Origin of the sequence: Lentzea sp. NPDC051213 (assembly GCF_044455585.1) — a bacterium.
GTDB lineage: Bacteria > Actinomycetota > Actinomycetes > Mycobacteriales > Pseudonocardiaceae > Lentzea.
The window spans coordinates 88,387-111,344 of the sequence record NZ_JBITEX010000002.1 but is presented as its reverse complement, the minus strand read 5'-3'; the positions used below and the strand labels follow the sequence as shown (position 1 = coordinate 111,344).

The window sequence follows — 22,958 nt, the reverse complement described above, 5'->3', positions numbered from 1 at the left end:
TCACGCGGCTCGGGCACGAATCGGCATGTCCCGTGCGATCGCCCACGTCCCCGCCAGCGCGACCAGCCAGGCCAGCAGCGACACCGCGTACCACCCGGTGCCGAGCACGGCCGGAATGGTGCGGATGAACGGCAGCTCGCCCGACCCCGGGATCAGCACGCCCGTCGTGACCACCAGCACCAGGCCGATCGGCACCGACAGGAGTCCGCCCGCGCCGAAGCGGTCGAACGCCGCCGCGATGAACGCGCCGACACCGCACCACACCAGGAACATCAGGAAGATCCCGGCCAATGAGCCGTGTTCGTCGGCACGCCAGTCCATCAGCGCGTAGAGACCGCCCTCGACGACGAACCCGAGCCACGCGAGGAGCGCCATCGCCGCGGCGACCACGACGGTGAAACCCGCTGTGGCGGCCAGGAACTCGCGGCGGGTGCGGCCGTGCGCGACGGCGATCGGCAGCACGTTGTGGATCACGTAGACGCCCACGAAGAGGAGATACCAGCGGGCGATCTGCGCGATGACCAGGTTCCAGGCGCTGATCTCGATGCCGCGGAAGGCCGAGACGGCGAACGTGACCACGAGGGCGAACACGAACACCCCGGCCGCGACCATCGCGCTGAACAGGACGAGCGACGCGGTCAGCAAGCGGAAGATCTTCACCGCAGTCCCCCAACAGGTTCGGTGAGGTGCACGAACAGGTCCTGCAGCGCGATCGGGCCGAGTTCGAGCCCGAGCTGCCGGGCGCGGATCACCTGCGCGTCGCCGAGCGCGCCGTAGACCATCGCGGCTTTGGTGCCGCCCAACGACTTGTGGCTCAGCACCGTCAGCCCCGCGGTGAACTCGTCCACATCGGACGCCGGGCCGGTGACCTCGGTGCCCCGCGACCGCAACGTGTCCGCGTCCTCCTGCAGCACCAGCCGGCCCTGGTCGATGATCACGACCTCCTCCAGCAGGGAGCCGAGCTCCTCGATGAGGTGGGTGGAGATCAGGATCGTGCGCGGGTGCGCCATGAAGTCGTGCAGCAGCGTGTCGTAGAACGCGTACCGGGTCGGCGTGTCCATGCCGAGGTGCGACTCGTCGAGCATCGTCAGCGGCGACCGGCCGGCGAGGCCGATCACGACACCGAGCGCGGACCGCCTGCCCAGCGAGAGCTCGCCGACCTTGCCCTTCAACGGGATCTTGAACAGCTCGGCCAGCTCCAGCGCGTACGCGTGGTCCCAGCTGTCGCGCCACGCTTTGCCGTAGTTCAGCACGTCGCGGACCCGGTCGCCCTTGTCCGCGGCATCGGGGCTGTGCCGGACGAGGCAGACGTTCTGCATCGTGCGCGGGTTCTCGAAGACCGGCTCGCCGTCGACGCGGACCTCGCCGATCGGCCTGCGGAAACCGGCGAGCGCGGACATCAGGCTGGTCTTGCCCGAACCGTTGCGGCCGAGCAACCCGTAGATCTTGTTGCCGGACAGGGAGAAGCTCATGTCGTCGATCGCGGTGACGCTGCCGTAGCGCACCGTTAAACCCTGGACGTCGACGCGCATCACACGGCTCCGTTCTCGTGTTGCTCGATGCGGCGGATGACCTCGGCGAGCGGAATGCCGATGGCGCGCGCCTCCGCGACCATCGGGTCCACGACCTCACCGAAGAAGGTCTCCCTCCCCTGTGCCCGCAGCATGTCGCGAGCCTGCGTGCTCACGAACATCCCGATCCCCCTCTTCTTGTAGAGCACTTCTTCGTCCACGAGCTGCTGAAAGGCCTTCGCCGCGGTGGCCGGGTTGATCCGGTAGTAGGCGGCGTACTGGTTGGTCGACATGACCTGCTCGTCCGCCTTCAACGCCCCGCTGAGCACGTCCGCCTTGATCCGGTCGGCGATCTGCCGGTAGATCGGGCTCCGGTCGTCGAACATGACTTACTTCCTTGGTTCGTTACTCATGTAATGAACCATAGCACCATCGGCGTACGCTGAGCACGTGGTCGGGATCGCGATCCTGTGCGCAGTGCTCGCCGCCGGGTGCAGTGCCCTCGGCGCGATGTGGCAGCACGCCGGCGTGCGTGAGCTGGCCGGCCTGAAGCTGACTTCCGCGTACCGGCTCGTGTCGTCACCGCGGTGGGTCAAGGGGTTCCTGGTGCTGTTCGCGTGCGCGATCCTGCAGATCGTCGCGCTGGCACTGGCACCCGTGTCGGTGGTCGCGCCGTTGAACGCACTGGCCATCCCGATCATCGCGGTGGCGCGGGCGCGCCGGCTCACCGGGCTGCTCGCGGTCGCGGTGCTGGTGGCCACGGCCGGGATCGTGGTGTTCGTGACGATCACCGCCGGCGAGGCCGTGCCGACCGAGGTCTCACCGAAGGTGGCGCTGCAGGCCGGGCAACTCGTGGTCGCGGGCGTGCTGGTGTGCACGGTCGTGGCGACGTTCTCAGCCGGTGCGGTGCGTGCACTGGCGCTCGCCGTGGGCGCCGGAGTCGCGTACGGGCTGGTCGCCGTGCTGGTCCGCGACGTCACGACCACACTGCCCACGATCGAATGGCTCTCCCTGGCCGGGCTGGTGATCGCCTTCCTGGCGGGGGCGTGGTTCATCCAACTCGGCTACGCGGCCGGGCCACCTGATCTCGTGGTGGCGGGGCAGACCGTCGTCAACCCGATCGTCGCGGCCTGGATCGGCATCAAGCTCCTCGGCGAGGGCACCGGGATGAGCGGGCTGAGCCAGGCCGGTCTCGTGATCAGCGCGGTCGCCGCGGTCACCGGAACCGTGGTGCTGGCCTACTACCACCGGATCCGGGTGGAGGTATGACCTTCGTCGTCACGGGCGGCAGCGGCGCACTCGGCCGGCACGTGGTCGCCGCGCTGCCGGGAGCGAAGGCCGTCTCCCGCTCGACCGGCACGGACCTGTTGCGCGGCACGGGTTCGGGCGCGCTGCGGGCGGACGTGGTCGTGCACTGCGCGACGTCGTTCCGCCGCGAGGTCGACATGGCCCGCGCGGTGCTGGCGGCCAAGCCCGCACACCTGGTCTACATCTCGATCGTCGGCTGCGACCGGGTTCCGCTCCCCTACTACAAGCAGAAGCACGCGGCCGAGCGGCTGATCGTGAACTCCGGTGTGCCGCACACGATCCTGCGGGCCACGCAGTTCCACTCCTTGCTGCTGCGCATGTTCGACAACTCGTCGAAGCTGCCGCTGATGCTGGTGCCGGCCTTCCGGTTCCAGCCGGTCGACGAGGCCGAGGTCGGCCTGGAGCTCGCGGCACTGGCTCAGGCCGCACCGGCCGGCATCGCCGGGGAGATGGGCGGCCCCGAGGTCCGCGAGGCGATCGACCTGGCGCGGATCTACCTCGATGCCAAGGGAAAGCGGCGCACGCTGGTGCCGTTGAAGGCACCAGGGGCGACGTACCGCGCCTACCGCGCGGGCGGGAACCTGACTCCCGGCCGCGCGGTGGGAAAGCGCACTTTCGCCGACTACCTCAGCGGATAGACAGCGGCCGCATGTCGGTCCAGTTCGCCTCGACGTAGGACAGGCACGCCTCGCGGCTGTCCTCGCCGAAGACCTTGGTCCACCCGGCGGGCACCTCCGCGAACACGGGCCACAGCGAGTGCTGCTGCTCTTCGTTGACGAGCACGAAGAACCGGCCCTGCGGGTCCTCGAACGGGTTGGTCATGACAGCGGTCCTCTCACTTGATCTTTTCGAGCTCGGGCACCACGTGCCGCTTCGGTGCCACCGCGGGCCTGCGCAGAACGGAGTCCAGGATCTCTCCGACGCGCACCGCGGTGTTCGACAGCAGCGACGACGTGATGCCGTGCGTGTGTTCCGTGCCGCCCTGCAGGTAGATCCCGCCGCGGATCTCCTTGGTCGTGACCACGCGGTAGTCACGGGTCACCTGCAGCCGGCCGTGCTCGTCGCGCTCGCAGTGGGCGGCGAGATCACCGAGCAGCCTGACCGGGTTCGCCGGCCGGTACCCGGTCGCGTAGACGATCACGTCGGCGTCGATCGGCAACTGGCCGCCGTCCGCCAGCGACTCGATGACGCACTTGCCGTCCGGGTTCACGTCCGTGAGCCGGGAAGTGTTGTGCAGCAACAGCCTCTGCTTGCCGAGGACCTTCTCGCGGTACACCCGCCGGTAGAGCTCCTCGATGAGGTCCTGGTCGACCACGCCGTAGTTCGTGTTGGCGTGGTAGCCCATCAACTTGCGCTTGACGTCCTCGGGCGCCTTGTAGAACTCGTCGACCGCCTCGGGGTCGAAGATGCGGTTCGCGAACGAGCTGTCGTCGGCCGGGCTGTACCCGTACCGCGCGAACACCCCGTGCACCTCGGTCTCGGGGAACCGGTCGTGGAAGAACGCCACCGCCTCGGCCGCGCTCTGCCCGGCGCCGACCACGACGACGTGGCGCGGGTCCCGCAGGCTGCCGACGCGCGTGAGCAGGTCGCGGTTGTGCCAGATCCGCTCGCCGGTCTCGATGCCGTCCGGCAGGCTCGCCTCCAGCCCGGTCGCCAGCACCAGGTTGCGGGCCTTGACCCGCTCCTCGCCCACCGTGATCTCGAAGCCGTCGCCGTCGGCGCGAACTTCACCGACCTCGGCGCCGTAGGAGACGTGGTGCCCGACCCGTTCGGCCGCCCACTCGAAGTAGTCGTGGAACTCCTTGCGCAGCGGGAAGAGGTTCTTGTGGTTGACGAAGTCGACCAGCCGCCCGCGGTCCCGCAGATAGCACAGGAAACTGAACGTGCTCGTGGGGTTGCGCAGTGTGACGAGGTCCTTGAGGAACGAGACCTGCATCGTGGCGTCCTCGAGGAGCATCCCCCGGTGCCAGCCGAACCGCGGCTGTTTCTCGAAGAACCGGGCCCGCACCGGCCGCTCGTGCTCCTCGACCGCGATCGCGAGAGCGAGATTGGACGGGCCGAAGCCGATTCCGGCCAGGTCTAACACCGGTTCCATCGCGGTCCTCTCGTGGCACTGGCGGGCGGCGTAAAGTAACCCTAACTTAACTAAGGTATGCCTTAGCTAGTACATTCGGACGTGATCTACGCCGCTGCGGGTCACTCCAGTGCCACTCGAGCCATCACCCCTGGACATGGAACCGGCCCGATCGCTGTGGGGGCGCAGAAATCCACAACGACCGGGCCGGAAGACTTGCGACGAACCGCGTTACAAGCGGGACCTGGTGATGAGCTCCCGGTACCACTGCGCGCTTTGCTTCAGCGTGCGCTCCTGCGTCTCATAATCGACGCGGACGATGCCGAAGCGCTTGTCGTACCCGTAGCCCCACTCGAAGTTGTCCATCAGCGACCAGGCGAAGTACCCGCGCACGTCCGCACCCTTGCGCACCGCCTCGGCGACCGCCGCGATGTGCGTGGTCAGGTAGTCGACCCGATCCACGTCGGCGACGTACCCGTCCTCGACGGCGAGGTCGTCGAACGCCGCCCCGTTCTCGGTGATGACCATCGGCACGCCGTAGTCCTGGTGCAGCCGCACCAGCAACGAGGTGAAGCCCTCGGGCACGATCTCCCAGCCCATCGCGGTGACCGGCAGGCCCTGCGGCACCACCTCGGGCGCGGCCGGGTCATCGGTCGCCTTGAAGACGTGCGAGGAGTAGTAGTTCACGCCGACGACGTCCATCGGCGTCGAGATGATCTCCAGGTCACCGGAGCGGACCGGGATCTCGGCACCGCGCGCGGCGATGTCGACCAGCACGTCCTCCGGATACCGCCCGTGCACCAGCGGATCCATGTAGATCCGCGTGCCGAGGCCATCCGCGCGGCGGGCCGCGTCGACGTCGCGCGGGTCGTCGGAAGCCGGCGTGGACACGCCCATGTTCAGCGTGATGCCGAGCGAGGTGACCCCGCGTGAGCGCAGCTCCTGGGAGGCCAGGCCGTGGGCGAGCAACAGGTGGTGGACGGCGCGCATGGCCTCGCCGAAGTTCTTGCGGCCCGGCGCGTGCCTGCCCGTGTCGTAGCCGAGCATCGCGGAGCACCACGGCTCGTTGAGGGTCGTCCACATCGGCACGCGGTCACCCAGCGCCTCGTGCACCAAGGCGGCGTACTCGGCGAAGCGGTAGGCGGTGTCGCGGTGCGGCCAGCCGCCGGCGTCCTCCAGTTCCTGCGGGAGGTCCCAGTGGTAGAGCGTGAGCCAGGGGTCGACGCCCTTCTCCAGCAACTCGTCGACGAGCCGCGAGTAGAAGTCCAGTCCCTTGGCGTTGGCCGGGCCGCGGCCACCGGGCTGGACGCGGGGCCACGAGATGGAGAAGCGGTACTTGTCGACGCCCAGGCGCGCGATCATCGACACGTCGGAGGGCATGCGGTGGTAGTGGTCGCAGGCGATGTCGCCGTTCTCGCCGTTCGCGACCGCGCCCGGCCGCCGGGAGAACGTGTCCCAGATGGACAGAGTGCGGCCGTCCTCGTCGTGGGCACCCTCGATCTGGTAGGCCGAGGTCGCGACGCCCCAGAAGAAGTCGGCCGGCAGCCCGGCGGTCACCTCAGACATGGGCCTCCTCCAGCCAGCACGCCACGCGACGGCGTGCCTCGACGGAATCGAGCGACGGCATCTCCTGGCCGCAGACGTCCAACGCCTGGGGACAACGGGGGTGGAACGGGCAGCCCGACGGCATCGACCGCAGGTCGGGAGGCGAGCCGGGAATGCCCTTGAGCTCACGGCGCGGGCCGCGCAACGCGGGGAAGGACGACAGCAGGCCCTGGCTGTACGGGTGCTTGGCGGCGCGGTAGATCTCCGCCGCCGGCGCCTCCTCCACGATCCGGCCGCCGTACATGATCGCGATCCGGTCGGAGAACTCGACCAGCAGCGAGATGTCGTGCGTGATGAAGATGATCGAGAAGCCCAGCGTCTCGCGCAGCCTCATCATCTGACCGAGGATCTGCCGCTGCACCACCACGTCGAGCGCCGTGGTCGGCTCGTCCATGATGACGATCTCGGGTTCCAGCGCCAGCGCCATCGCGATCATCACGCGCTGCCGCATGCCGCCGGAGAGCTGGTGCGGGTACGACGACAGCCGGTCGACCGGGATGCCGACCAGAGACAGCAGTTCGCGGCCGCGCGCGGTCCGCTCCTGCCGGTTCATCCCCGGCCGGTGGGTGCGCAGCACGTCGTCGATCTGCGTGCCGACCGAGATCACCGGGTTCAGGGCGTTCATCGCGCCCTGGAACACGATCGCGATCTCGTTCCAGCGCAGCACCTGCAGCTGCTTGTCGGTCAGCGTCAGCAGGTCCTGGCCCTTGAAGAGAACCTCGCCGGACGGCACGCGTCCCGGCGTCTGCAGCAGCCTGGTCGCGGCATAGGCCAAAGTGGACTTGCCGCTGCCGCTCTCCCCCGCGAGGCCGAGGACCTCGCCCGAGTTCAGCGAGAGCGACACGTTGTGCACGGCTCGCAGATTGCCGTAGTCGACCGAGAGATCGCGGATCTCCAGAACCGGGCTCATGCGCGCACCTTCCGCAGCCGGGGATTCGCGTATTCGTCGATCCCGAAGTTGATCAGTGCCAGTGCCGTGCCGAGAAGAGCGATGCACAGGCCGGCGGGGACGAACCACCACCACGCGCCCAGGCCAAGCGCCTGGTTGCTCTGCGCCCAGAACAGGATCGTGCCCCAGTTCCACGTCGACAACGAGATGACGCCGACGAACGAGAGCGTGATCTGCAGCATGACCGCGAAGATCACCGTGCCGACGAAGCCGGAGCCGATGACGGCCAGCAGGTTCGGCAGCACCTCGAACACGATGATGCGCCAGGTCCGTTCACCGGACGCCCGCGCGGCCTCCACGAAGTCCCTGCGCCGCAACGACATCGTTTGCGCGCGCAGAATCCGCGCGCCCCACGCCCACGCGGTCAGGCTGATCACCGCGGCGATCAGGACCGTGTCCGCGGAGGGCAGCATCGAGGCCACGATGATGATCAGCGGGAGCGCCGGGATCACCAGGAAGACGTTGGACAGCATGGACAACGCCTCGTCGGCCGCACCACCGAGGAACCCGGCGGTCACGCCGACCAGGATGGACAGGAAGGTCGCGAGCAGCCCGCAGACCAGCCCGACGACCATCACGCCCCTGGTGCCCACGAGCACCTGGGAGAAGATGTCCTGCCCGGTCATGGTCGTGCCGAACCAGTGCGCGCCCGACGGCGGCGACAGCAGGTCCTCGCTCATCTGGGACGGGTCGTACGGCGCGACCCACTCGCCGATCACCGCGATCAGCGTGAAGAAGGCCAGGATGCCCAGGCCCAGTTTCGTCTTGAAGTTCATCGGAGTCTCAGCCCTCCCGCCGCGTGCGCGGGTCCAGCAGCAGGTAGCCGATGTCCGCGAGCAGGTTCGCCACCAGCACCGCCAGTGTGATCACCAGGAACACGCCCTGCATCAACGGGTAGTCCTTCGCGCCGATGCCCTGGAACAGCACGTATCCGAGGCCGGGGTAGGAGAACACCATCTCGACCAGCAGCGCGCCGCCGACGATGAAACCCAGTGACAGCGCGAAACCGGAGATCGACGGCAGCACGGCGTTGCGCGCGGCATAGGCGAACATGATCCTCTTCTGGGTGAGTCCCTTGGCCCGCGCGACGAGCACGTAGTCCTCGGCCGTCACGGTCACCATCATGTTGCGCATGCCCAGGATCCAGCCGGCCACCGAGCTCACGACGATCGTGACGCCGGGCAGCACGGCGTGCTCCAGGACGCTGCCGATGAACTCGCCGGAGAACTCCGGCACCAGACCCGGCGCGTAGCCGCCGGACGCGGGGAACAGCGGCCACGTCACGGAGAACAGCGAGATCGCGATCAGCCCGAGCCAGAAGTACGGGATCGACGACAGGAACGTCGTGACCGGGATGAGGTTGTCCATCCACGAACCGCGCTTCCACCCGGCGTAGACACCCAGCAGGGTGCCCAGCAGGAACGCGATGACCGTGGTGACGCCGACCAGCCCGAGCGTCCAGGGCATCGACTGCGAGAGCACGTCGGCGACCGGCGTCGGGAAGAACGTGAACGACAGCCCGAGATCGCCGCGCAGCAGCGAGCCCCAGTAGTCGATGTACTGCTCCCAGATCGACTTGTTGTCGTCCAGCCCGAAGAGGATGTACAGGGACGCCATCGCGTCGCTGTTCAGCCGTCCGCCGAGCTTGGTGATCATCGCCTGCACCGGGTCACCGGGAAGCAGGCGTGGCAGCATGAAGTTCGCCGTGATCGCCGCCCAGAGCGTGATCAGGTAGAACACCGCGCGCCGCAGGAGGAACGTCATGCCGCCGCCTCCACGTACAGCCAGCAGGCCGCCCAGTGCCCGTAGGAGTCGACCTCCGTGCGCGGCGGTGCGACGGTCCAGCAGCGCTCCTGCACCTTCGGGCAGCGCGCCGCGAACTGGCACCCGGTCGACACCGCGGCGACCTCCTCCAGCGGGGCGTCCAGCGCGATCACCGACCGTTCCGGGTCGGGCGCGGACTCGATCAGCAGCTGCGTGTACGGGTGCGCCGGCCGTTGCGTCACGGACTCGCTGTCGCCGCCCTCGACGATCTGGCCGCCGTACATCACGAACGTCTCGTCCGCGAAGTACCGCGCCGACGCGATGTCGTGCGTGATGTAGAGGACCGCGAGCTTGAGCCGTTCCTTGAGGTCCAGCAACAGGTTCAGCACGCCGAGCCGGATGGAGACGTCCAGCATGGACACCGGTTCGTCGGCGAGCAGCACCTCGGGGTGAGCCGCCAGCGCCCGCGCGATCGCGACGCGCTGCCGCTGACCGCCCGACAGCTCGTGCGGGTACCGGGCGGCGAAGTCGGCCGGCAGGTTCACCCGCTCCAGCAGCTCCTCCACCGTCTCCGTCCGCTTGTGGATCTTCAGCGGCCGGGTGAGGTGGTAGCGGATCGTGTGGATGGGGTTGAGAGAGGCGAACGGGTCCTGGAACACCATCTGCACGTAGCGCCGGTATTCCCGGACCCGTCGCACCTTCCTGCCATCCAGCAGGATCTCCCCCTCGGTGGGCTCCACCAGCCGCGCCAGCAGCTTCGCCACCGTCGACTTCCCGGATCCCGATTCGCCGACGAGGGCGGTCACGCGCCCGCGGCGCAGGACGATGGAAACGTCCTGCACCGCGCGCACGCGCTTGTAGGTCTTGACCAGACCTTTCGCTTCAAGCGCGACTTCGTTCATTTAGGACCCCGCGGGCTTCAGCTTCATGACGATCTGCAGGGCGTTGGGCAGGGTGGCCTGCGGCGGACCGTACGGGTCCTCCTCGGTCGGCCAGCCGACCCAGCTCTTCGTGCTGTACTCCGCGCCGATCGGACCCGCGGAGGTCGGGATCATCGGCACCTGCTCGACCATGATCTTCTGCAGCACCGCGAGGGCCTTGGCCCGCGCCGCGTCGTCCGCCGCGTTCGCGTACTCGGCCAGCGCCGCGGTCGCCTCGGGGCTGTTGTAGCGCCCGAAGTTGACCGCCGCCGTCTGCCCGACCGGCTTGATCTCCGCGGCGTCCATGATGTTCTGGTACATCTCGTACGGCGTCGCGCCGGTGTTGGTCCAGCGCAACGAACCCTGGAACGCACCGTTCGCGAAGTCGGTCGTCCACGCGTCCGCGGTCTGCGTGCGCACGGTCGCCTCGATGCCGATCTTCTTCAGGTCGCCCTTGATGATGTCGAGCACCGTCAGGTAGTCCGACCAGCCGGACGGGTTCGTGAGCTCGATGGTGACCGGCTTGCCGTCCGGAGCCTTGAGCACGTCGCCTTCGAGCTTGAAGCCGGCCGCGGCGAGCTTCTGCTTCGCCCCGTCCACATCGATCTTGAACTTCGCGTCCTTGTACTCCGGCGCGAGGAAGGAATCACCGGCGGGCAACGGCATGCCGGTCTTCGACTCGAGCTTCGGGAAGAGCTTGGCCTCGCCCTTGACGAAGATCGCCTCGCGGTCGATCACGTCGCTCATCGCGGAGCGCAGCGCGGCGTTGTCGAACGGCGCGATCGTCGTGTTCAGCCACAGACCGTGGATGCCTAGACCGGCCGGGAACCAGAGCTTGTGGTTCGCCGGGTCCTTGTCGACGTAAAGCTTTTGGTAGTCCGGGATGAAGACGTACGACCACTGGCTCGCACCCGACGCCAGCGCGGTGGTCTGCGCCGTGTTGTCGTTGTACGAGGTGTACTGGATCTCCGGAACCTTGGGCAGTTCCTGCCAGTACTCAGCGCGCCGCGCGATCGTGACGGTCTGCGAGGTGAACGACTTCAGCTCGTACGGCCCCGTGCCGACGGGCTTCGGGTTCGTGTAGGTCGTCGGGTCCGGGACGGTGCTCCACACGTGCTGCGGAATCACCATCGCGCTGATGACCTTGTTGCGGTTCACGAACTGCGGGCTCGCGAACGAGACCTCGACCTTGCCGTCCGGCGTCGCCGCCGCGGTCTCGACCTTGAGCGAGTCGCGGTTGTTGAGCGCCGGCCACTTCTTGAGGATCTCGTACGAGAAGGCGACGTCAGCCGCCGTGAGCGGCTTGCCGTCGGACCACTTCACGTTCTCCCGGATCGTGAAGGTGACCTTCTTGTAGTCGGGCGTCCAGTCCCACTTCGTGGCGAGCCACGGCACCGGGTCCTGGGCGGGGCGGGTGTTGTTGACGAACGCGAGCGGCTCGTAGATCTGGTAGCGGTACCCGAGAGAACCCGCTGCCGACGTCGGCAGGAACGGGTTGTGGTTCTCGGTCAGCGGCCCGTTGGGCATGCCGACGGTCAGCACGCCGGCAGCCTTTGTAGCGCCGCCAGACGAGCATCCGGTCGCCGCGAGCGCCAGTGCCAACGCCACGATGACTGTTCTGCGCATGGGGGTATCTCCCGATACGACGGTGTATGAGAGCGCTCTCGTACACGGGTACGGCGAACTCGCCAGACCGCGGGTGCGGCCTGGCGGATCCGTTCAGTTGTGGTGGGTCAGGGCGCGGATTCGCGCACGATCAACGAAGTCGGCAGCACCAGCGGGTGATCCGGCATCGGCTGTCCTTCGAGCGTGGAGAGCAGCATCCGCGCGGCGGCGGCACCCATCTCCTGCAGCGGCTGGCGGATCGTCGTCAGCCGAGGTTCGGTGTGTCCCGCTACCGGGACGTCGTCGAAGCCCACCACGGACACGTCGTCGGGGACGATCCGGCCGGACTCCCGCAGTGCCCGCAGCACGCCGACCGCCGAGAGGTCGTTCTGCGCGAAGATCGCGTCGAACGGGATGCCACTGGCGACGAGCTTGTCGACAGCGACTTCACCACCTTCCGTGGTGAAGTCGCCGTCGACAACGAGGTCCGGGTGCAGCGTCAGGCCCGCTTCCGCCAAAGCGAGCCGGAACCCGTCCAGCCTCGCCTGAGTGCACCCGAAGTGCGGTGGTCCGGTGACGACGGCGAACCTGCGGCGGCCTGCCGCGACGAGATGCCTCGCGACATCTGCGCCTCCCTGCCGGTTCGTCGTCGTCACCGAAGGGAACTCCGGGTGCGAGCCGCGATCGTCGATCATGACGACCGGCAGGCCCGCCCGGTAGAGCGTGGAGATGTAGTGCAGGGCGTCCGGCGGCTCGACGACCAGCAGGCCGTCGAAAGCGTTGGCGGACACGTGGTTCGCGAACTGGTTCAGCGACTCCGGCCCGCGGTTCAGCGTGTAGAGCAGCAGCCCGTACCCGTCGGCCTCGAGCGTGTCGACGATGCCCTGGAGGACCTCGCCCATCCACGGCCACGTGAGCGACGGCGCGAGCATGCCGACCGTGCGGGTACGACCCCGCGCCAGACCGACGGCACGTGCACTCGGCACGTAACCGATCTCGTCGATGACCTTGCGAACTCGCTGCGCGGTGGAGGCGTCCACGTCGGGCTTACCGTTCAGCACACGTGACACGGTCGCTTTGGACACCTGGGCGCGTTGGGCGACCTCCGCGATCGTGACACGCATGCCGAACTTCCTTTCCGCCGCCTCCTGAAACCGGTTTCGGTACCGGTTCCGACGAGGTGTGACGGAGTCAACAGCCTGACCTGAGGATTAGTCAAGAGTCCAGACGGAAGTTCGTGGGAGCGTTTCCACGGTGATGACCATCATCGCAGGTAGGGCCCGATCGGGCGGCCCGAATTGAGATACCCAACCACACATCTGCATGCCCTATCAGCTCCTCCGAACGGAGCAACGACGTGCTGCCGCACCATCCTGCACAATCGGAGGCATGGGGGTTGTCACAGCGGTCAGCCGCAACGAGGAGTACACGTTCACCAAACCGGTCCGTGCCAGCATCACGCTGCTCGCCGGCCTCGGCGTCGAAGGCGATGTGCACCAGGGTGTGACGGTGAAACACCGCTCGCGCGTCGCCCAGGATCCGACGCAGCCGAACCTGCGCCAGGTGCACCTGATGCACGCCGAGTTGTTCGACGAACTGCAGGGCAAGGGTTTCCCCGTCGAGCCGGGTGAGATCGGCGAGAACGTCACCACCCGCGGCATCGACCTGCTCGGTCTGCCCACCGGCACGTTGCTGCACCTGGGCTCCGAGGCCGTGGTCGAGGTGACCGGCCTGCGCAACCCGTGCGTGCAGATCGACAACTTCTCGAAGGGCCTGCTCAAGGAAGTGGTCCACAAAGGTCCGGACGGCGAACTGGTCCGTCGCGCAGGGATCATGTCCGTGGTGCTCGTCGGCGGCGTTGTCCGTCCCGGTGACGAGATCCGGGTCGAGCTGCCGCCGCAGCCTCACAAGCCGCTGGAAAAGGTATAGCCACTGCTACTCGTCGAAGTGGCCGTCGAGGATCACCGAGATCGTGCGCGGTGCCTCGACCACGGCCAGATGGGCGGCGTCGCCCACGATGTAGAGGTCTGAGTCCGGCAGCTCGTCGGCGATGTGGCGCGCGAACTCGGGCGGGGTCGCGTGATCCTGCGCGGCGGCGATCACCACGGTCGGCACGTCGATCTTCGCGAGATCGGCCCGCAGGTCCATGTCGCGGATCGCCTCCGCGCACGCGAGGTACGAGGGCACGTCCACCCGGAGCAGTGACGCGCGGAAGTGGGCGACGACGGCCGGCGAGAAGGCCGGGGTGAACCAGCGCGAGACGATCGTGTCCGCCGCGGGCTCCATGCCGAGCGTGCGCAGCGTGGTGATCCGTTCGTCCCAGCCGGACTTGTCCGGATACCAGGCCGCGGTGCAGATCAGGGCCAGCCGGGAAACGCGGTCGGTGTGCGCGGCCAGCCACATGCCGAGCATGCCGCCGAGTGACACGCCGCAGTAGTACACCTGGCGCAGTTCAAGGTGGTCCAGGAGTTCCACGACATCGGCCGCCAGGTCCTCGATCGTGCAAGGACCCGCTGTGGCGGCAGAAGAGCCGTGGCCGCGGTGGTCGAAGCGCAGCAGCCGGAACGGGAGCGTGAACTCGCGCCACAGTTCGGTGGTCGTGCCGAGGGCGTTGCCCAGCACCAGCACCGGTGCGTCGTCCGGTCCGGTCAGCGTGTAGTGCGGGATCACGGTGCCACCTCCCTCAATGGCGGTACGTTCGACCAGCGCACAGCGACCGGTGCACGCATGATGCGCCGCTGCGCCGACCGCACGCAAGAGCCACTGCGCGCCCGAGTCTGCCTGGCGTTTTGCCGGCCCGCACCCCGAATCCACTGAGGACACGAGAGGCCGCGACCCTGGCCGTCCCGGTGACGAGACGGCGCGAACATCCAGCGGCCCAAACGAGACGCGCGGAGCCGGTGACAGCTGTGTGACAGCCTCCCGGCGCATTTCACGTTCACTTGTGGACGTCCGCGTGTTCGCCGACAAACCACCGGGCTGGCCCCCGCCGAAACGGTGTTACGGGGAGCAGAATGAGGGCTTGCTTCAGCCATCGACCTTTCCGGGAAGCCGATGAACTCCGCTGCTCCGTTCGCGCACGAGGCCCTGTTCTACCGAGATGAGGACGACTTCCTCGCCGGTACGGCCAGATTCGTCGCGGACGGCGTGGACAGAGGCGAGCCCGTGCTCGTGGCTGTGCCGGAGCCGGGCATCGCACTGCTGCGCGAGTCGCTGGGCGACCAGGCCGACCAGGTCCACTTCATCGACATGACCGAGGCGGGCCGCAACCCCGGCCGGATCATCCCCGGCGTGCTGATGGCGTTCAGCGCGAGCACGCCGCAGAGCCGCGTCCGGATGGTGGGCGAGCCGGTCTGGCCGGGCCGCACCGACCTCGAATATCCGGCGTGCGTCCAGCATGAGGCGTTGATCAACACGGCCTTCGAGGGCAGACGTGGCACCCTCATGTGTCCTTATGACGCGAGCGCGCTGCCCGACCACGTGCTGGAGGACGCCAAGCGCACGCACCCGGTGGTGATCGACGGCGCCCAGCGCGTCGCCAGTGAGTGGTACACCGACCCCGCCGGCCTGGCCGACATCTACAACGTGCCGCTACCGCCGCCGCCCGCGAGCTTCGAGGAGCACGGCTTCTCCGTCGGCACGCTCGCGCACATGCGCAAGCTCGTCTCGGCGTACGCGACCTGGCTGCGCCGCGAGCAGGTCGAGGATCTGGTGCTCGCCGTGAACGAGCTCGCGACCAACAGCATCCTGCACGCGTCCGGCCGAGGGGTGCTGCGGATGTGGCGCGAGGGCGACACCGTCGTGTGTGAGGTGAGCGACTCCGGAGCGGGTTTCCCGCCCTCGTTCACCGGCCTGTCCGGCTTCGGAATCGTGATGGTGAACCTGTTGTGTGACCTGGTTCGCACCCACACGAGTCACAGCGGTACCACCGTTCGAGTGTACTTGGGGCGTTAGACAGTCACCGCCATCTCACTGCAATGCGCAGGACACGCGGACCTGGTTGCCTGGCACACCTATGACAGAGCAACTCTCCCCCCTCGACATCGCTTTCCTCGCCATGGAAGGCAACAGCAACCCGCTGCACCTCGGCGCGGTTGCCACGTTCGCACCTACAACGCCGGTGCACCCAGCCCGCATCGCGGCCGTGTTGTGCGAACGCGCACAGGAGATCCCACGCCTGCGCCAACGCGCCCGCACCTCGTTGCTGGGCGGCGCCCGCTGGGTCGAGGACCCCGGTTTCGTGCCTGAGGACCACGTCTTCACGCACCACGTGCGCGGGCGGGATCGGTTCGCCACCTTGGTCTCCCACCTCATGGCGCAGCCGCTCGACCTCGCGCGACCGCCGTGGGAGCTGCACGTAATCACCGGCCTCGCAGGCGGCCGGTTCGCGGTCGTCGCGAAGCTGCACCACTCGTTGTGCGACGGCATGAAGGCCGTTGGCCTGGGACTTCAGCTGTTCGACGCCTCCCGGCTGTCCATTCCGGACGCTCTGCCGGTGCAGGCCAGGTCGATCATCCCGTCGCTGCGCGGGATCAAGGACACGATCGACATCGCGTCCTCGGTGCTGATGAACACCCGCCCGCCGACGTTGAACTCGCCGGTGCTCACCGCCTCGTCCCGGCCACGCCGCGTGGTCATGTCGCGGCTGGATCTCGCGGACGTGCACCGAATCCGGCGCGCGCACGGCGGCACGGTGAACGACGTGCTGCTCGCCCTGGTCACCGGTGCGTTGCGGCACTGGCTTTCCGCGCACGGCAGCGCGGGCCCCGACTCGGTCGTGCGGGCGTTGATCCCGGTTAACCAGCGCTCACGCTCCGGCGACGGCGCCGCGGGCAACCAGATCTCCGGCTTCCTGGTGTCGCTGCCGGTGGGCGAGCCGGACCCGCTGGAACGCCTGCGGTCGGTGCGCGAGCAGATGGAGACGGCGAAGGCGGCCGGCCCCGACCGCGGCGCCGGCGCCCTGCCCTTGCTGGCCGACAAGGTGCCACCGTTCGTGCACCGCCTGGCCGCCCCGGTCGCCTCCCGCTGCGCACCACTGCTGTTCGACACGCTGGTGACGTCGGTGCCGCTGCCGTCCGTACCGCTGTCACTGGACGGCGCCGCGTTGTGCGAGATGTACCCGGTCGCCCCGGTTGCCCCAGGTCACGCGGTGGGCATCGCACTGTCCGTGTACCGCTCGTCGGTGCACGTCTGCCTGAACACCAACCAGTCGTGGATGTCGGACGCCCAGTGGCTCGACGGCGTGCTGCGACGCGAGCTGGCGGCGCTGCAGGACGCCCGCGAGCTGGTGGGTTTGCCGAGGTAGACGACCGGGCAAACCTCGCGCATGAGCAACACCGTGGTGCTGGACGTGGACGGCACGCTGGTCGACACCAACTACCACCACACCGTCGCCTGGCTGAGAGCCTTCCGCAGCGTGGACGTCACCGTCCCCGCCTGGCGCGTGCACCGCGCGATCGGGATGGGCGGCGACAAGCTGGTGGCGGCCGTGGCCGGCGACAAGGTGGAGCAGGACCACGGCGACGAGGTGCGGCAGGCGTGGGAGCGGCACTTCGACGAGATGCTGGACGAGGTGCAGCCCCTGGAGGGCGCGCACCGCCTGGTCCGCGCCGCGACCGACCTGGGCCTGACGGTGGTGCTGGCGAGCTCCGGCAAGCGCAAGCACGTCGAGCACTACCTGAAGCTGATCGATCCCGGAGACATCGCCTGGACGTCGGCGGACGACGTCGAGGACACCAAGCCGGCGCCGGACCTGATCGAGGTGGCGCTGCGGCAGGTCAGGGGCTCTCGCGCCGTGGGTGAGGGCACTCGCGCCGTGGGTGAGGGCTTCCGCGCTGTGGTCGTGGGCGACTCGGTGTGGGACTGCGAGGCCGCGGGCAGGGCCGGGCTGCCGTCGATCGGGCTGCTGACCGGCGGGTTCGGCGAGGACGAGCTGATCGACCGCGGGGCTTCGGCGGTGTACGCGGACCTGGACACGTTGCGGGCCGAGCTGGCGGATCTGCCGTTCGGGGAGGTGGCGGAGCCGAACGCCTGAGGCTGTCGGCCCTGCTCAGTACGATCGAATTTGGGGGTACCCGGCCTGCCCCGTGTGTGTGGTGCGCGCCTGCGGCTTGGGAGCGAGCGACGGACGTGGTACCGAAGCCAGCCCCGGTGTGTGGTGCGCGAAGCCAGCCCCGGTGTGTGTGGTGCGCGCCTACGGCCTGGAAGCGGGGACGGACGCGGTTCCGAAGCCAACCCCGAGTGGCGCGCGCCTACGGCTTAGGAGCAGGCGAGGGACGCGGTTCCGACGACTTCTTCCGATCCTTGTCCCGCTCCTTGCTGGGCCGAGTCGACTCAGTCGGCTCAGCACTCTCCCCCGCGCCCGACGAGGTAGGCGTAACAGACCCGGGCAACACAGCCCCAGGCTGCGGCGCCCCCGGCCCAGCCTCCGGCGTCTGCACCACGGTCACCGTAGAAGGCGTCACCGTGACCACGTGGGTCCGCGGATCCGGCACCACCACGGGCTGGTCAGCGGCCGGAGCCTCTCCCCCGCCACCGCCGAAGTTCGCCACCGCGACAGCCACCGCGGTCACGGCCGCCGCAGCCGCGGCGGAGATCGCCAAACGCTTGCCACGACGTGGCCGCGGCACCTCCGGGTCAGCGGCCACGGCCGCGTCCGGGAGCAGGGCGGGCAGGCCGCGGCTGGCCTCGTAGGCGGCTTGCAACGAACGGGAGCACTGCGCGGCGGTGGGACGGCGCGCGGGATCCATGTCCGTCATCGCTGACAGCAGCGACACCCAGGCCAGCGGCAGGTCGATCGGGATCCGCGGCGACCGGGCCAGGCGGGCCAGCGCGGCCTCGGCGTCGCCGCCGGGGTACTCGGCTCGGCCGGTCAGGCACTCGAGCAGCACCAGGCCCAGCGCGTACACGTCCGCCGCCGGTCCTACGTCCTGGCCGCGGACCTGTTCCGGGGCCAGGTAGCCGGCGGTGCCGACCAGGACTCCGGAGGTGGTCACCCGCGTCACCTCGGCGACCAGTGCCAGGCCGAAGTCCGCCAGGTACGCCTGCTTCTCGGCGTCGTCGAGCAGGATGTTCGACGGCTTGATGTCGCGGTGCACCACGCCGAGGCTTTGCACGTGGTCCAGCACGGCGGCGATCTGGCTGCCGATCCGCGCCACGAACCGGGGCGGCAGGGGCTCGCGCATGCGCTGGCGCAACGTGCCGCCGGTGATCTCCCGCATCACGAAGTACGGCCGGCGCGACACCGTGCCGGACGAGTAGACCGGGATGATGCCGGGGCAGTCGAGCGAGGTCAGCATGGTGGCCTCGCGCTGCAGCCGGAGCTCGTCGTCGGGCAGGCCGGGGCCGGTGAAGATCTTGATCGCGACCGAGGACGTCGTTGACCGGTCGTACGCGCGGTAGACCTCGGCCATGCCACCTGAGCCGATGAGGGTTCCCACGACGTAGCGGTTGTCGATCACCGCGCCGGTCAGGTCGCCGTCCCAGGGCTCGCTCATGGGCCTCCGCTCGTTGCGCAGCAACCTAACGGGTCGCGTGGAATTCCGGCTACCCAGGCGGCCGGAAGATCAAACTACCGTCAGTTCCATTTCGATCTCACGCACCAGTGCCTCATCGCGCTCCAGCTGCTCGAGGTCGGTCGTGGCCAGCACGACGCAGCCGAGCGAGGTCCACAGATCATCCGTGCGCGGCACCGTCGCACCCTCGCGGTACGGCAGCTCGGCGCGCAGGAGGCTCGGAAGCAACGACTCCAGCTCGTCTAGCCGCGCCGCGTTGCCCAGCACACCGGCCGCGGGCGACGACAGGTACACCGACTTCACCTGCTGGTGCTGGGTGTAGCGCGCCACCGACGGGTCGCCATCCACGCGGTGGCGAACCATCCGGGTGATCTGACTCTCCTGCGCGCCCACCAGCGTCAGCTCCTGCTGCTGGGCACCGGCCAGCCGCGCGCCGATCTCGATCAGCCGCGGGCCGTCCTCGGTGATCATGACCTCCACGTGCGCGGGGCCGTTGCGCACGCCGGTCGCGTCCAGCACCTGGCACACGTACTCGAACAGCACGTCCACCACCGGCTCGGACGGCGAGACCAGGGTGTTGGACAGGTAGATGCCGAGCCGGTCGCCGCGGCGTTCCTTGGCGTAACGCCAGACCGCGGACAGGCCGTGCCGGCCGTCGACGGAGTAGGTGTCGACCTCGTACTCGGTGCCGACCGCGAGTTCTTGCACGAGCACCTTGTCGTTGCGAAGGTTCAGCTTGTTAACAGATCCGAAGATCCGGTGGAACTTCTCCCGCCAGTCGTCGCCGGGCATCGAGACGAACACGTCGTCGGTGCCGCCGCTCTCCTGCGGCTTCAGCACGATCGGCGAGTTCTCCAGGCCTTCGCGGCGCAGCCACCCGGCGACCTCGTCGGCCGAGTCGGAGCTGATCTGACGCAGGTGCGGGACGTCGGCGGTGCGCAGGGCCACGGCCATCTGCCACTTGTCGCGCCGCGCGGACGAGAGCGTCAGCACGTTCGACCGGCCCGGCGCGATCAGCTCGGACAACGCCTCGGCGGTCTCGACGCCGGTCTCGGTGCCCGGCACGACGGCGACCGGGTCGTGCTCGGTGAGCTTCTCCGCGAGTTCGTCGAGGCCCGCCAGCACGTGGACCTCGCGGTAGTTGTCCGGGAACCACGTCCTGGCGAGGCCCGCCGGTGGCTCCGGGGTGGTCAGCACCGCGATCGCTTCGACGCCACGCTCGGCGAACGCGGGCGCGATGCCCTTGCCCGCGGAGTAGGGATCCACCACGACGATGCTGCGACCCGCCACCACTGCTCCTCTAGATCGTAAAGTTAATTACCGAACGAGGAGCACAACAGCGCGGCCGCCACCAGGCATTCCTGTCTCGATTGGGTCGAGACGATCGTCACTCGAAACGCAACGTCTCGTAGACGGCAGCTGTCACCAGACAGCCAGAACTGGCCCGCCACACCCGCGCCAGCCGCACGCGCAGGTCGGTGCCGCCGCTGAGCGCCTGCGCCACGAACTGCAGCCCGAGCAGCTCCGCCACGAGCTGCTCGGCCGCGTGCCGCACGTTCACGCCCTTCCTCAGCTCGCCGCGTTCGTCGGCCAGCGCCAGCAGGTCCCGCACGACCGCGACCCAGCCGACGACCTGCGCCGCGGCCGCGACGTCGAAGAACACCGCCTCCCGCAACAGCTTCGCGCTCACCCGGACGGTGAGGTCGGCCTCGAGCCTGCGGGCGAACTCGAACGACATCGCGATCAGCGCCTGCACGGGCGAGGGTTCGACGGCGAGCTGATCGTCGCGCAACCGGTGCCACAGCAGGGACTGCTCCTCGATGATCGCGACGCCGAGGGCCTCCTTCGAGCGGAAGTGGCAATAAAGCGCGCCTTTAGACACCTCGGCCCGCGCGCACACGTCGGTGATGCTCGCTCCCGCGAACCCGTTCCGGTCGAACACCTCGGCCGCCGCACGCAGGAGCCTGGCCCTGGTGTGCGTCGCCCGCTCGCGTTTGACGCTCATCCCTCGGCCCGGGCGGCGCCGGTCGCCACGGCGACGGCGAGCGTGTCCGGCATCTGCCAGTACTGCTCGATCTCCCCCAGGTGCACCGAAAGCACCGCCGAGAAGCGCACGTCCACCGGTTCCTCGGTGGCACGGACCCGCCAGCGCGCCCAGCCGACCACGGCCGCGTCACCTCCATCGACGATCACCTGGCGCACCGAGAGCTGCTCCAGGTCGAACGTGGCGAACAGGATCAGGAACTGGGACTCGACCTCACGGCGGGTGCGCGGGCCGAGCATCCATCTGGCACCGTTGGGGTCGGGCGCCTCCCATTCCACGGTCGGTGCACACAACCGCGCGATGCCGGGTGCGTCCTGCGCGGCGAGTCGGGAGAGGAACACCTGCACCACTTCGACCGTCGAGTACATTTTCCTCACCTTCTCATCCCGGTCATTGCGGCGGCAACGATCCGGTGCAGGTCACACTAGCGACGGGCAGACAAAGGGAGTGCGCACACCCCATTGGCCCAGCTCTGTTTCCCCCAAACATCCGATCGGGCGATTCCAGAGGTACGCGAACTTTCAACGACCGCCGGTATCACCGCAATGCACGGACCGGTGATCCGGGCTTTGCGGCATGGTGGTCGGCACACCCACCTTCACACCGAAACGGAGCAGAACCGTGCTCAAGGCAGTCCAACCAGCCCACGAGCACCAGGATGTGCCGCCCATTACCGCGCTGATTCCGCAGGCGAGGCGAGAGCAGGGCCTCACCCAGCGCGAACTTGCGGACCTGTTGTGCGAGATCTCACAAAACGACAGCGTCACCCGTGAAGAAGTCTCAAGATGGGAACGCGGGAAACGCATTCCCGGCCCCTACTGGCGCGCCTTCCTCAGCACGGCACTCGACGTGCCGCACGCTGCGGTCGACAAGGCGGCGATGATCGCGCGTGAGACACGCAGGGGAACCAGGGAAGACCACTCCGCTTAGCGGAGCGCAGGCGAACTGCAGGGGGCCTGCCCACCGGCCGGGACAGCGGTGCACCGCCCAGACCTCGCGGCCACCGACCTCCCACAAGTCCCAGGCAGAGCGGGCCTTTGGCCCCCTGCGGCAGCCCCCGCGAGCGCGCCAGACTGCGATCGTGACACCCTCAGGAAACACCGTCGCAACGTGTCTGCTCCTCGCCGGCGCCGCGTTCGGCAGCACACCGGGGGTCTCTCCGGTGAAAGTGAACGAGATCACGCTCGGTTCGAGCGGATTCGTCGAGCTGCGCAACACCGGCTCCACCGAGGCAGACGTCGGAGGATGGTCGGTCCAGACCTGTACCGGTCCCACTCCGCGAATCCTCGCCACCATCCCACCGAACACCGTGCTACCTCCGGGTGAATACTTCGTGATAGTCGGTAGCGCGTTCAGCGGAACAGTGCCGAACGGCCTGATTGTGGACACCGTGGACGGAAGTGGCGTAATCGCCAGGAACCGGCACGGCGCACACACCGACAGCGTCGGGCTCACGTCCTCCTCACCCTGCCGGGAAGCCGGTCCGGCGATCCCCTGCCCAAATTCTGGACAAGGTCCCTCGCTCGGCCGCGACAGCGCCTCGCGGGACACCGATCACAACTCGACCGACTTCAGCTGCCAAATTCCTTCTCCCGGAGAAACCAATCAGTAGCGAACATTGAATGGCCCCTTTCGACTCACCGAAAACCGGAGCAAAGTCAGTC

General features: G+C 68.4%; 25 protein-coding genes. 8 read left to right on the top strand and 17 right to left on the bottom strand.

Annotated elements, in window-relative coordinates; all coding sequences use genetic code 11:
• The 3 genes from ACIA8G_RS07315 to ACIA8G_RS07305 are packed head-to-tail and all read right to left on the bottom strand — an operon-like array spanning position 1 to position 1,897.
• The gene (locus tag ACIA8G_RS07315) at positions 1–660 is read right to left on the bottom strand and encodes a hypothetical protein (RefSeq protein ID WP_396417425.1); all 660 of its coding nucleotides are present in this window, start codon (positions 658–660) and stop codon (positions 1–3) included.
• Positions 657–1,532, bottom strand: a complete 876-nt coding sequence (locus ACIA8G_RS07310; protein WP_396417424.1) for an ATP-binding cassette domain-containing protein — start codon at positions 1,530–1,532, stop codon at positions 657–659. The genes ACIA8G_RS07315 and ACIA8G_RS07310 overlap by 4 nt, the downstream gene beginning before the upstream one ends.
• Positions 1,532–1,897, bottom strand: coding sequence for a GntR family transcriptional regulator (locus tag ACIA8G_RS07305; protein WP_396417423.1), 366 nt, complete (start codon positions 1,895–1,897; stop codon positions 1,532–1,534). Before ACIA8G_RS07305 ends, ACIA8G_RS07310 begins: the two co-directional genes overlap by 1 nt.
• Positions 1,898–1,961: 64 nt before the next feature.
• Here ACIA8G_RS07305 and ACIA8G_RS07300 point away from each other — a divergent pair, with 64 nt between their 5' ends.
• Positions 1,962–2,780, top strand: a complete 819-nt coding sequence (locus ACIA8G_RS07300) for a hypothetical protein (protein WP_396417422.1) — start codon at positions 1,962–1,964, stop codon at positions 2,778–2,780.
• Positions 2,777–3,457, top strand: a complete 681-nt coding sequence (locus ACIA8G_RS07295; RefSeq protein ID WP_396417421.1) for an SDR family oxidoreductase — start codon at positions 2,777–2,779, stop codon at positions 3,455–3,457. The genes ACIA8G_RS07300 and ACIA8G_RS07295 overlap by 4 nt, the downstream gene beginning before the upstream one ends.
• Here the strand turns inward: ACIA8G_RS07295 and ACIA8G_RS07290 are convergent.
• The 9 genes from ACIA8G_RS07290 to ACIA8G_RS07250 form a co-directional block, all read right to left on the bottom strand.
• Positions 3,447–3,641 carry an MbtH family protein gene (locus tag ACIA8G_RS07290; protein ID WP_396417420.1) on the bottom strand — a complete coding sequence of 65 codons (195 nt, stop codon included), beginning with the start codon at positions 3,639–3,641 and terminating at the stop codon, positions 3,447–3,449. The two genes, ACIA8G_RS07295 and ACIA8G_RS07290, sit on opposite strands and share 11 nt — an antisense overlap.
• Positions 3,642–3,654: 13 nt before the next feature.
• Positions 3,655–4,914, bottom strand: a complete 1,260-nt coding sequence (locus ACIA8G_RS07285; protein ID WP_396417419.1) for a lysine N(6)-hydroxylase/L-ornithine N(5)-oxygenase family protein — start codon at positions 4,912–4,914, stop codon at positions 3,655–3,657.
• A 210-nt stretch (positions 4,915–5,124) separates the two neighbouring features.
• The gene (locus ACIA8G_RS07280; RefSeq protein WP_396417418.1) at positions 5,125–6,459 is read right to left on the bottom strand and encodes a GH1 family beta-glucosidase; all 1,335 of its coding nucleotides are present in this window, start codon (positions 6,457–6,459) and stop codon (positions 5,125–5,127) included.
• Complete coding sequence (locus ACIA8G_RS07275; protein WP_396417417.1) at positions 6,452–7,408, bottom strand: ABC transporter ATP-binding protein; 957 nt, start codon at positions 7,406–7,408, stop codon at positions 6,452–6,454. Before ACIA8G_RS07275 ends, ACIA8G_RS07280 begins: the two co-directional genes overlap by 8 nt.
• On the bottom strand, positions 7,405–8,223 hold the full coding sequence (locus ACIA8G_RS07270; protein WP_396417416.1) for an ABC transporter permease: 819 nt from the start codon (positions 8,221–8,223) through the stop codon (positions 7,405–7,407). The genes ACIA8G_RS07275 and ACIA8G_RS07270 overlap by 4 nt, the downstream gene beginning before the upstream one ends.
• A 7-nt stretch (positions 8,224–8,230) precedes the next feature.
• Entirely contained in the window at positions 8,231–9,211 is a 981-nt protein-coding gene (locus ACIA8G_RS07265) for an ABC transporter permease (protein ID WP_396417415.1), read from the bottom strand.
• Complete coding sequence (locus tag ACIA8G_RS07260) at positions 9,208–10,113, bottom strand: ABC transporter ATP-binding protein (RefSeq protein ID WP_396417414.1); 906 nt, start codon at positions 10,111–10,113, stop codon at positions 9,208–9,210. Before ACIA8G_RS07260 ends, ACIA8G_RS07265 begins: the two co-directional genes overlap by 4 nt.
• Entirely contained in the window at positions 10,114–11,757 is a 1,644-nt protein-coding gene (locus ACIA8G_RS07255) for an ABC transporter substrate-binding protein (RefSeq protein ID WP_396417413.1), read from the bottom strand. It lies immediately after the preceding gene.
• 107 nt (positions 11,758–11,864) lie between these two features.
• Positions 11,865–12,860 (bottom strand): LacI family DNA-binding transcriptional regulator, encoded by a 996-nt coding sequence (locus ACIA8G_RS07250; protein WP_396417412.1) that lies wholly within the window; start codon positions 12,858–12,860, stop codon positions 11,865–11,867.
• Positions 12,861–13,125: 265 nt separating this feature from the next.
• On the opposite strand from ACIA8G_RS07250, the gene ACIA8G_RS07245 reads away from it, so the two are divergent.
• On the top strand, positions 13,126–13,665 hold the full coding sequence (locus ACIA8G_RS07245; protein WP_396417411.1) for an MOSC domain-containing protein: 540 nt from the start codon (positions 13,126–13,128) through the stop codon (positions 13,663–13,665).
• 6 nt (positions 13,666–13,671) lie between these two features.
• On the opposite strand, the gene ACIA8G_RS07240 is transcribed toward ACIA8G_RS07245, so the two are convergent.
• Positions 13,672–14,406 carry an alpha/beta fold hydrolase gene (locus ACIA8G_RS07240; RefSeq protein ID WP_396417410.1) on the bottom strand — a complete coding sequence of 245 codons (735 nt, stop codon included), beginning with the start codon at positions 14,404–14,406 and terminating at the stop codon, positions 13,672–13,674.
• A gap of 384 nt (positions 14,407–14,790) precedes the next feature.
• Between ACIA8G_RS07240 and ACIA8G_RS07235 the strand changes: the two genes are divergently transcribed.
• From ACIA8G_RS07235 to ACIA8G_RS07225, 3 genes are all read left to right on the top strand, one after another.
• Complete coding sequence (locus tag ACIA8G_RS07235; RefSeq protein WP_396417409.1) at positions 14,791–15,690, top strand: anti-sigma factor RsbA family regulatory protein; 900 nt, start codon at positions 14,791–14,793, stop codon at positions 15,688–15,690.
• A gap of 61 nt (positions 15,691–15,751) precedes the next feature.
• Positions 15,752–17,041: a wax ester/triacylglycerol synthase domain-containing protein gene (locus ACIA8G_RS07230; protein ID WP_396417408.1), complete on the top strand. Its 1,290-nt coding sequence runs from the start codon at positions 15,752–15,754 to the stop codon at positions 17,039–17,041.
• A 21-nt stretch (positions 17,042–17,062) separates the two neighbouring features.
• Complete coding sequence (locus ACIA8G_RS07225) at positions 17,063–17,770, top strand: HAD family hydrolase (protein ID WP_396417407.1); 708 nt, start codon at positions 17,063–17,065, stop codon at positions 17,768–17,770.
• A gap of 217 nt (positions 17,771–17,987) precedes the next feature.
• On the opposite strand, the gene ACIA8G_RS07220 is transcribed toward ACIA8G_RS07225, so the two are convergent.
• From ACIA8G_RS07220 to ACIA8G_RS07205, 4 genes are all read right to left on the bottom strand, one after another.
• Positions 17,988–19,232, bottom strand: coding sequence for a protein kinase (locus tag ACIA8G_RS07220; protein ID WP_396417406.1), 1,245 nt, complete (start codon positions 19,230–19,232; stop codon positions 17,988–17,990).
• Between the two features lie 69 nt (positions 19,233–19,301).
• Positions 19,302–20,540 carry an ATP-grasp domain-containing protein gene (locus ACIA8G_RS07215; RefSeq protein ID WP_396417405.1) on the bottom strand — a complete coding sequence of 413 codons (1,239 nt, stop codon included), beginning with the start codon at positions 20,538–20,540 and terminating at the stop codon, positions 19,302–19,304.
• 97 nt (positions 20,541–20,637) lie between these two features.
• Entirely contained in the window at positions 20,638–21,255 is a 618-nt protein-coding gene (locus ACIA8G_RS07210; protein WP_396417404.1) for a ScbR family autoregulator-binding transcription factor, read from the bottom strand.
• The gene (locus tag ACIA8G_RS07205) at positions 21,252–21,662 is read right to left on the bottom strand and encodes a nuclear transport factor 2 family protein (RefSeq protein WP_396417403.1); all 411 of its coding nucleotides are present in this window, start codon (positions 21,660–21,662) and stop codon (positions 21,252–21,254) included. The genes ACIA8G_RS07210 and ACIA8G_RS07205 overlap by 4 nt, the downstream gene beginning before the upstream one ends.
• Positions 21,663–21,915: 253 nt before the next feature.
• On the opposite strand from ACIA8G_RS07205, the gene ACIA8G_RS07200 reads away from it, so the two are divergent.
• Both ACIA8G_RS07200 and ACIA8G_RS07195 read left to right on the top strand, forming a co-directional pair.
• On the top strand, positions 21,916–22,224 hold the full coding sequence (locus tag ACIA8G_RS07200; RefSeq protein WP_396417402.1) for a helix-turn-helix transcriptional regulator: 309 nt from the start codon (positions 21,916–21,918) through the stop codon (positions 22,222–22,224).
• Between the two features lie 151 nt (positions 22,225–22,375).
• Positions 22,376–22,906: a lamin tail domain-containing protein gene (locus ACIA8G_RS07195; protein ID WP_396417401.1), complete on the top strand. Its 531-nt coding sequence runs from the start codon at positions 22,376–22,378 to the stop codon at positions 22,904–22,906.
• Positions 22,907–22,958 lie beyond the last annotated feature (52 nt).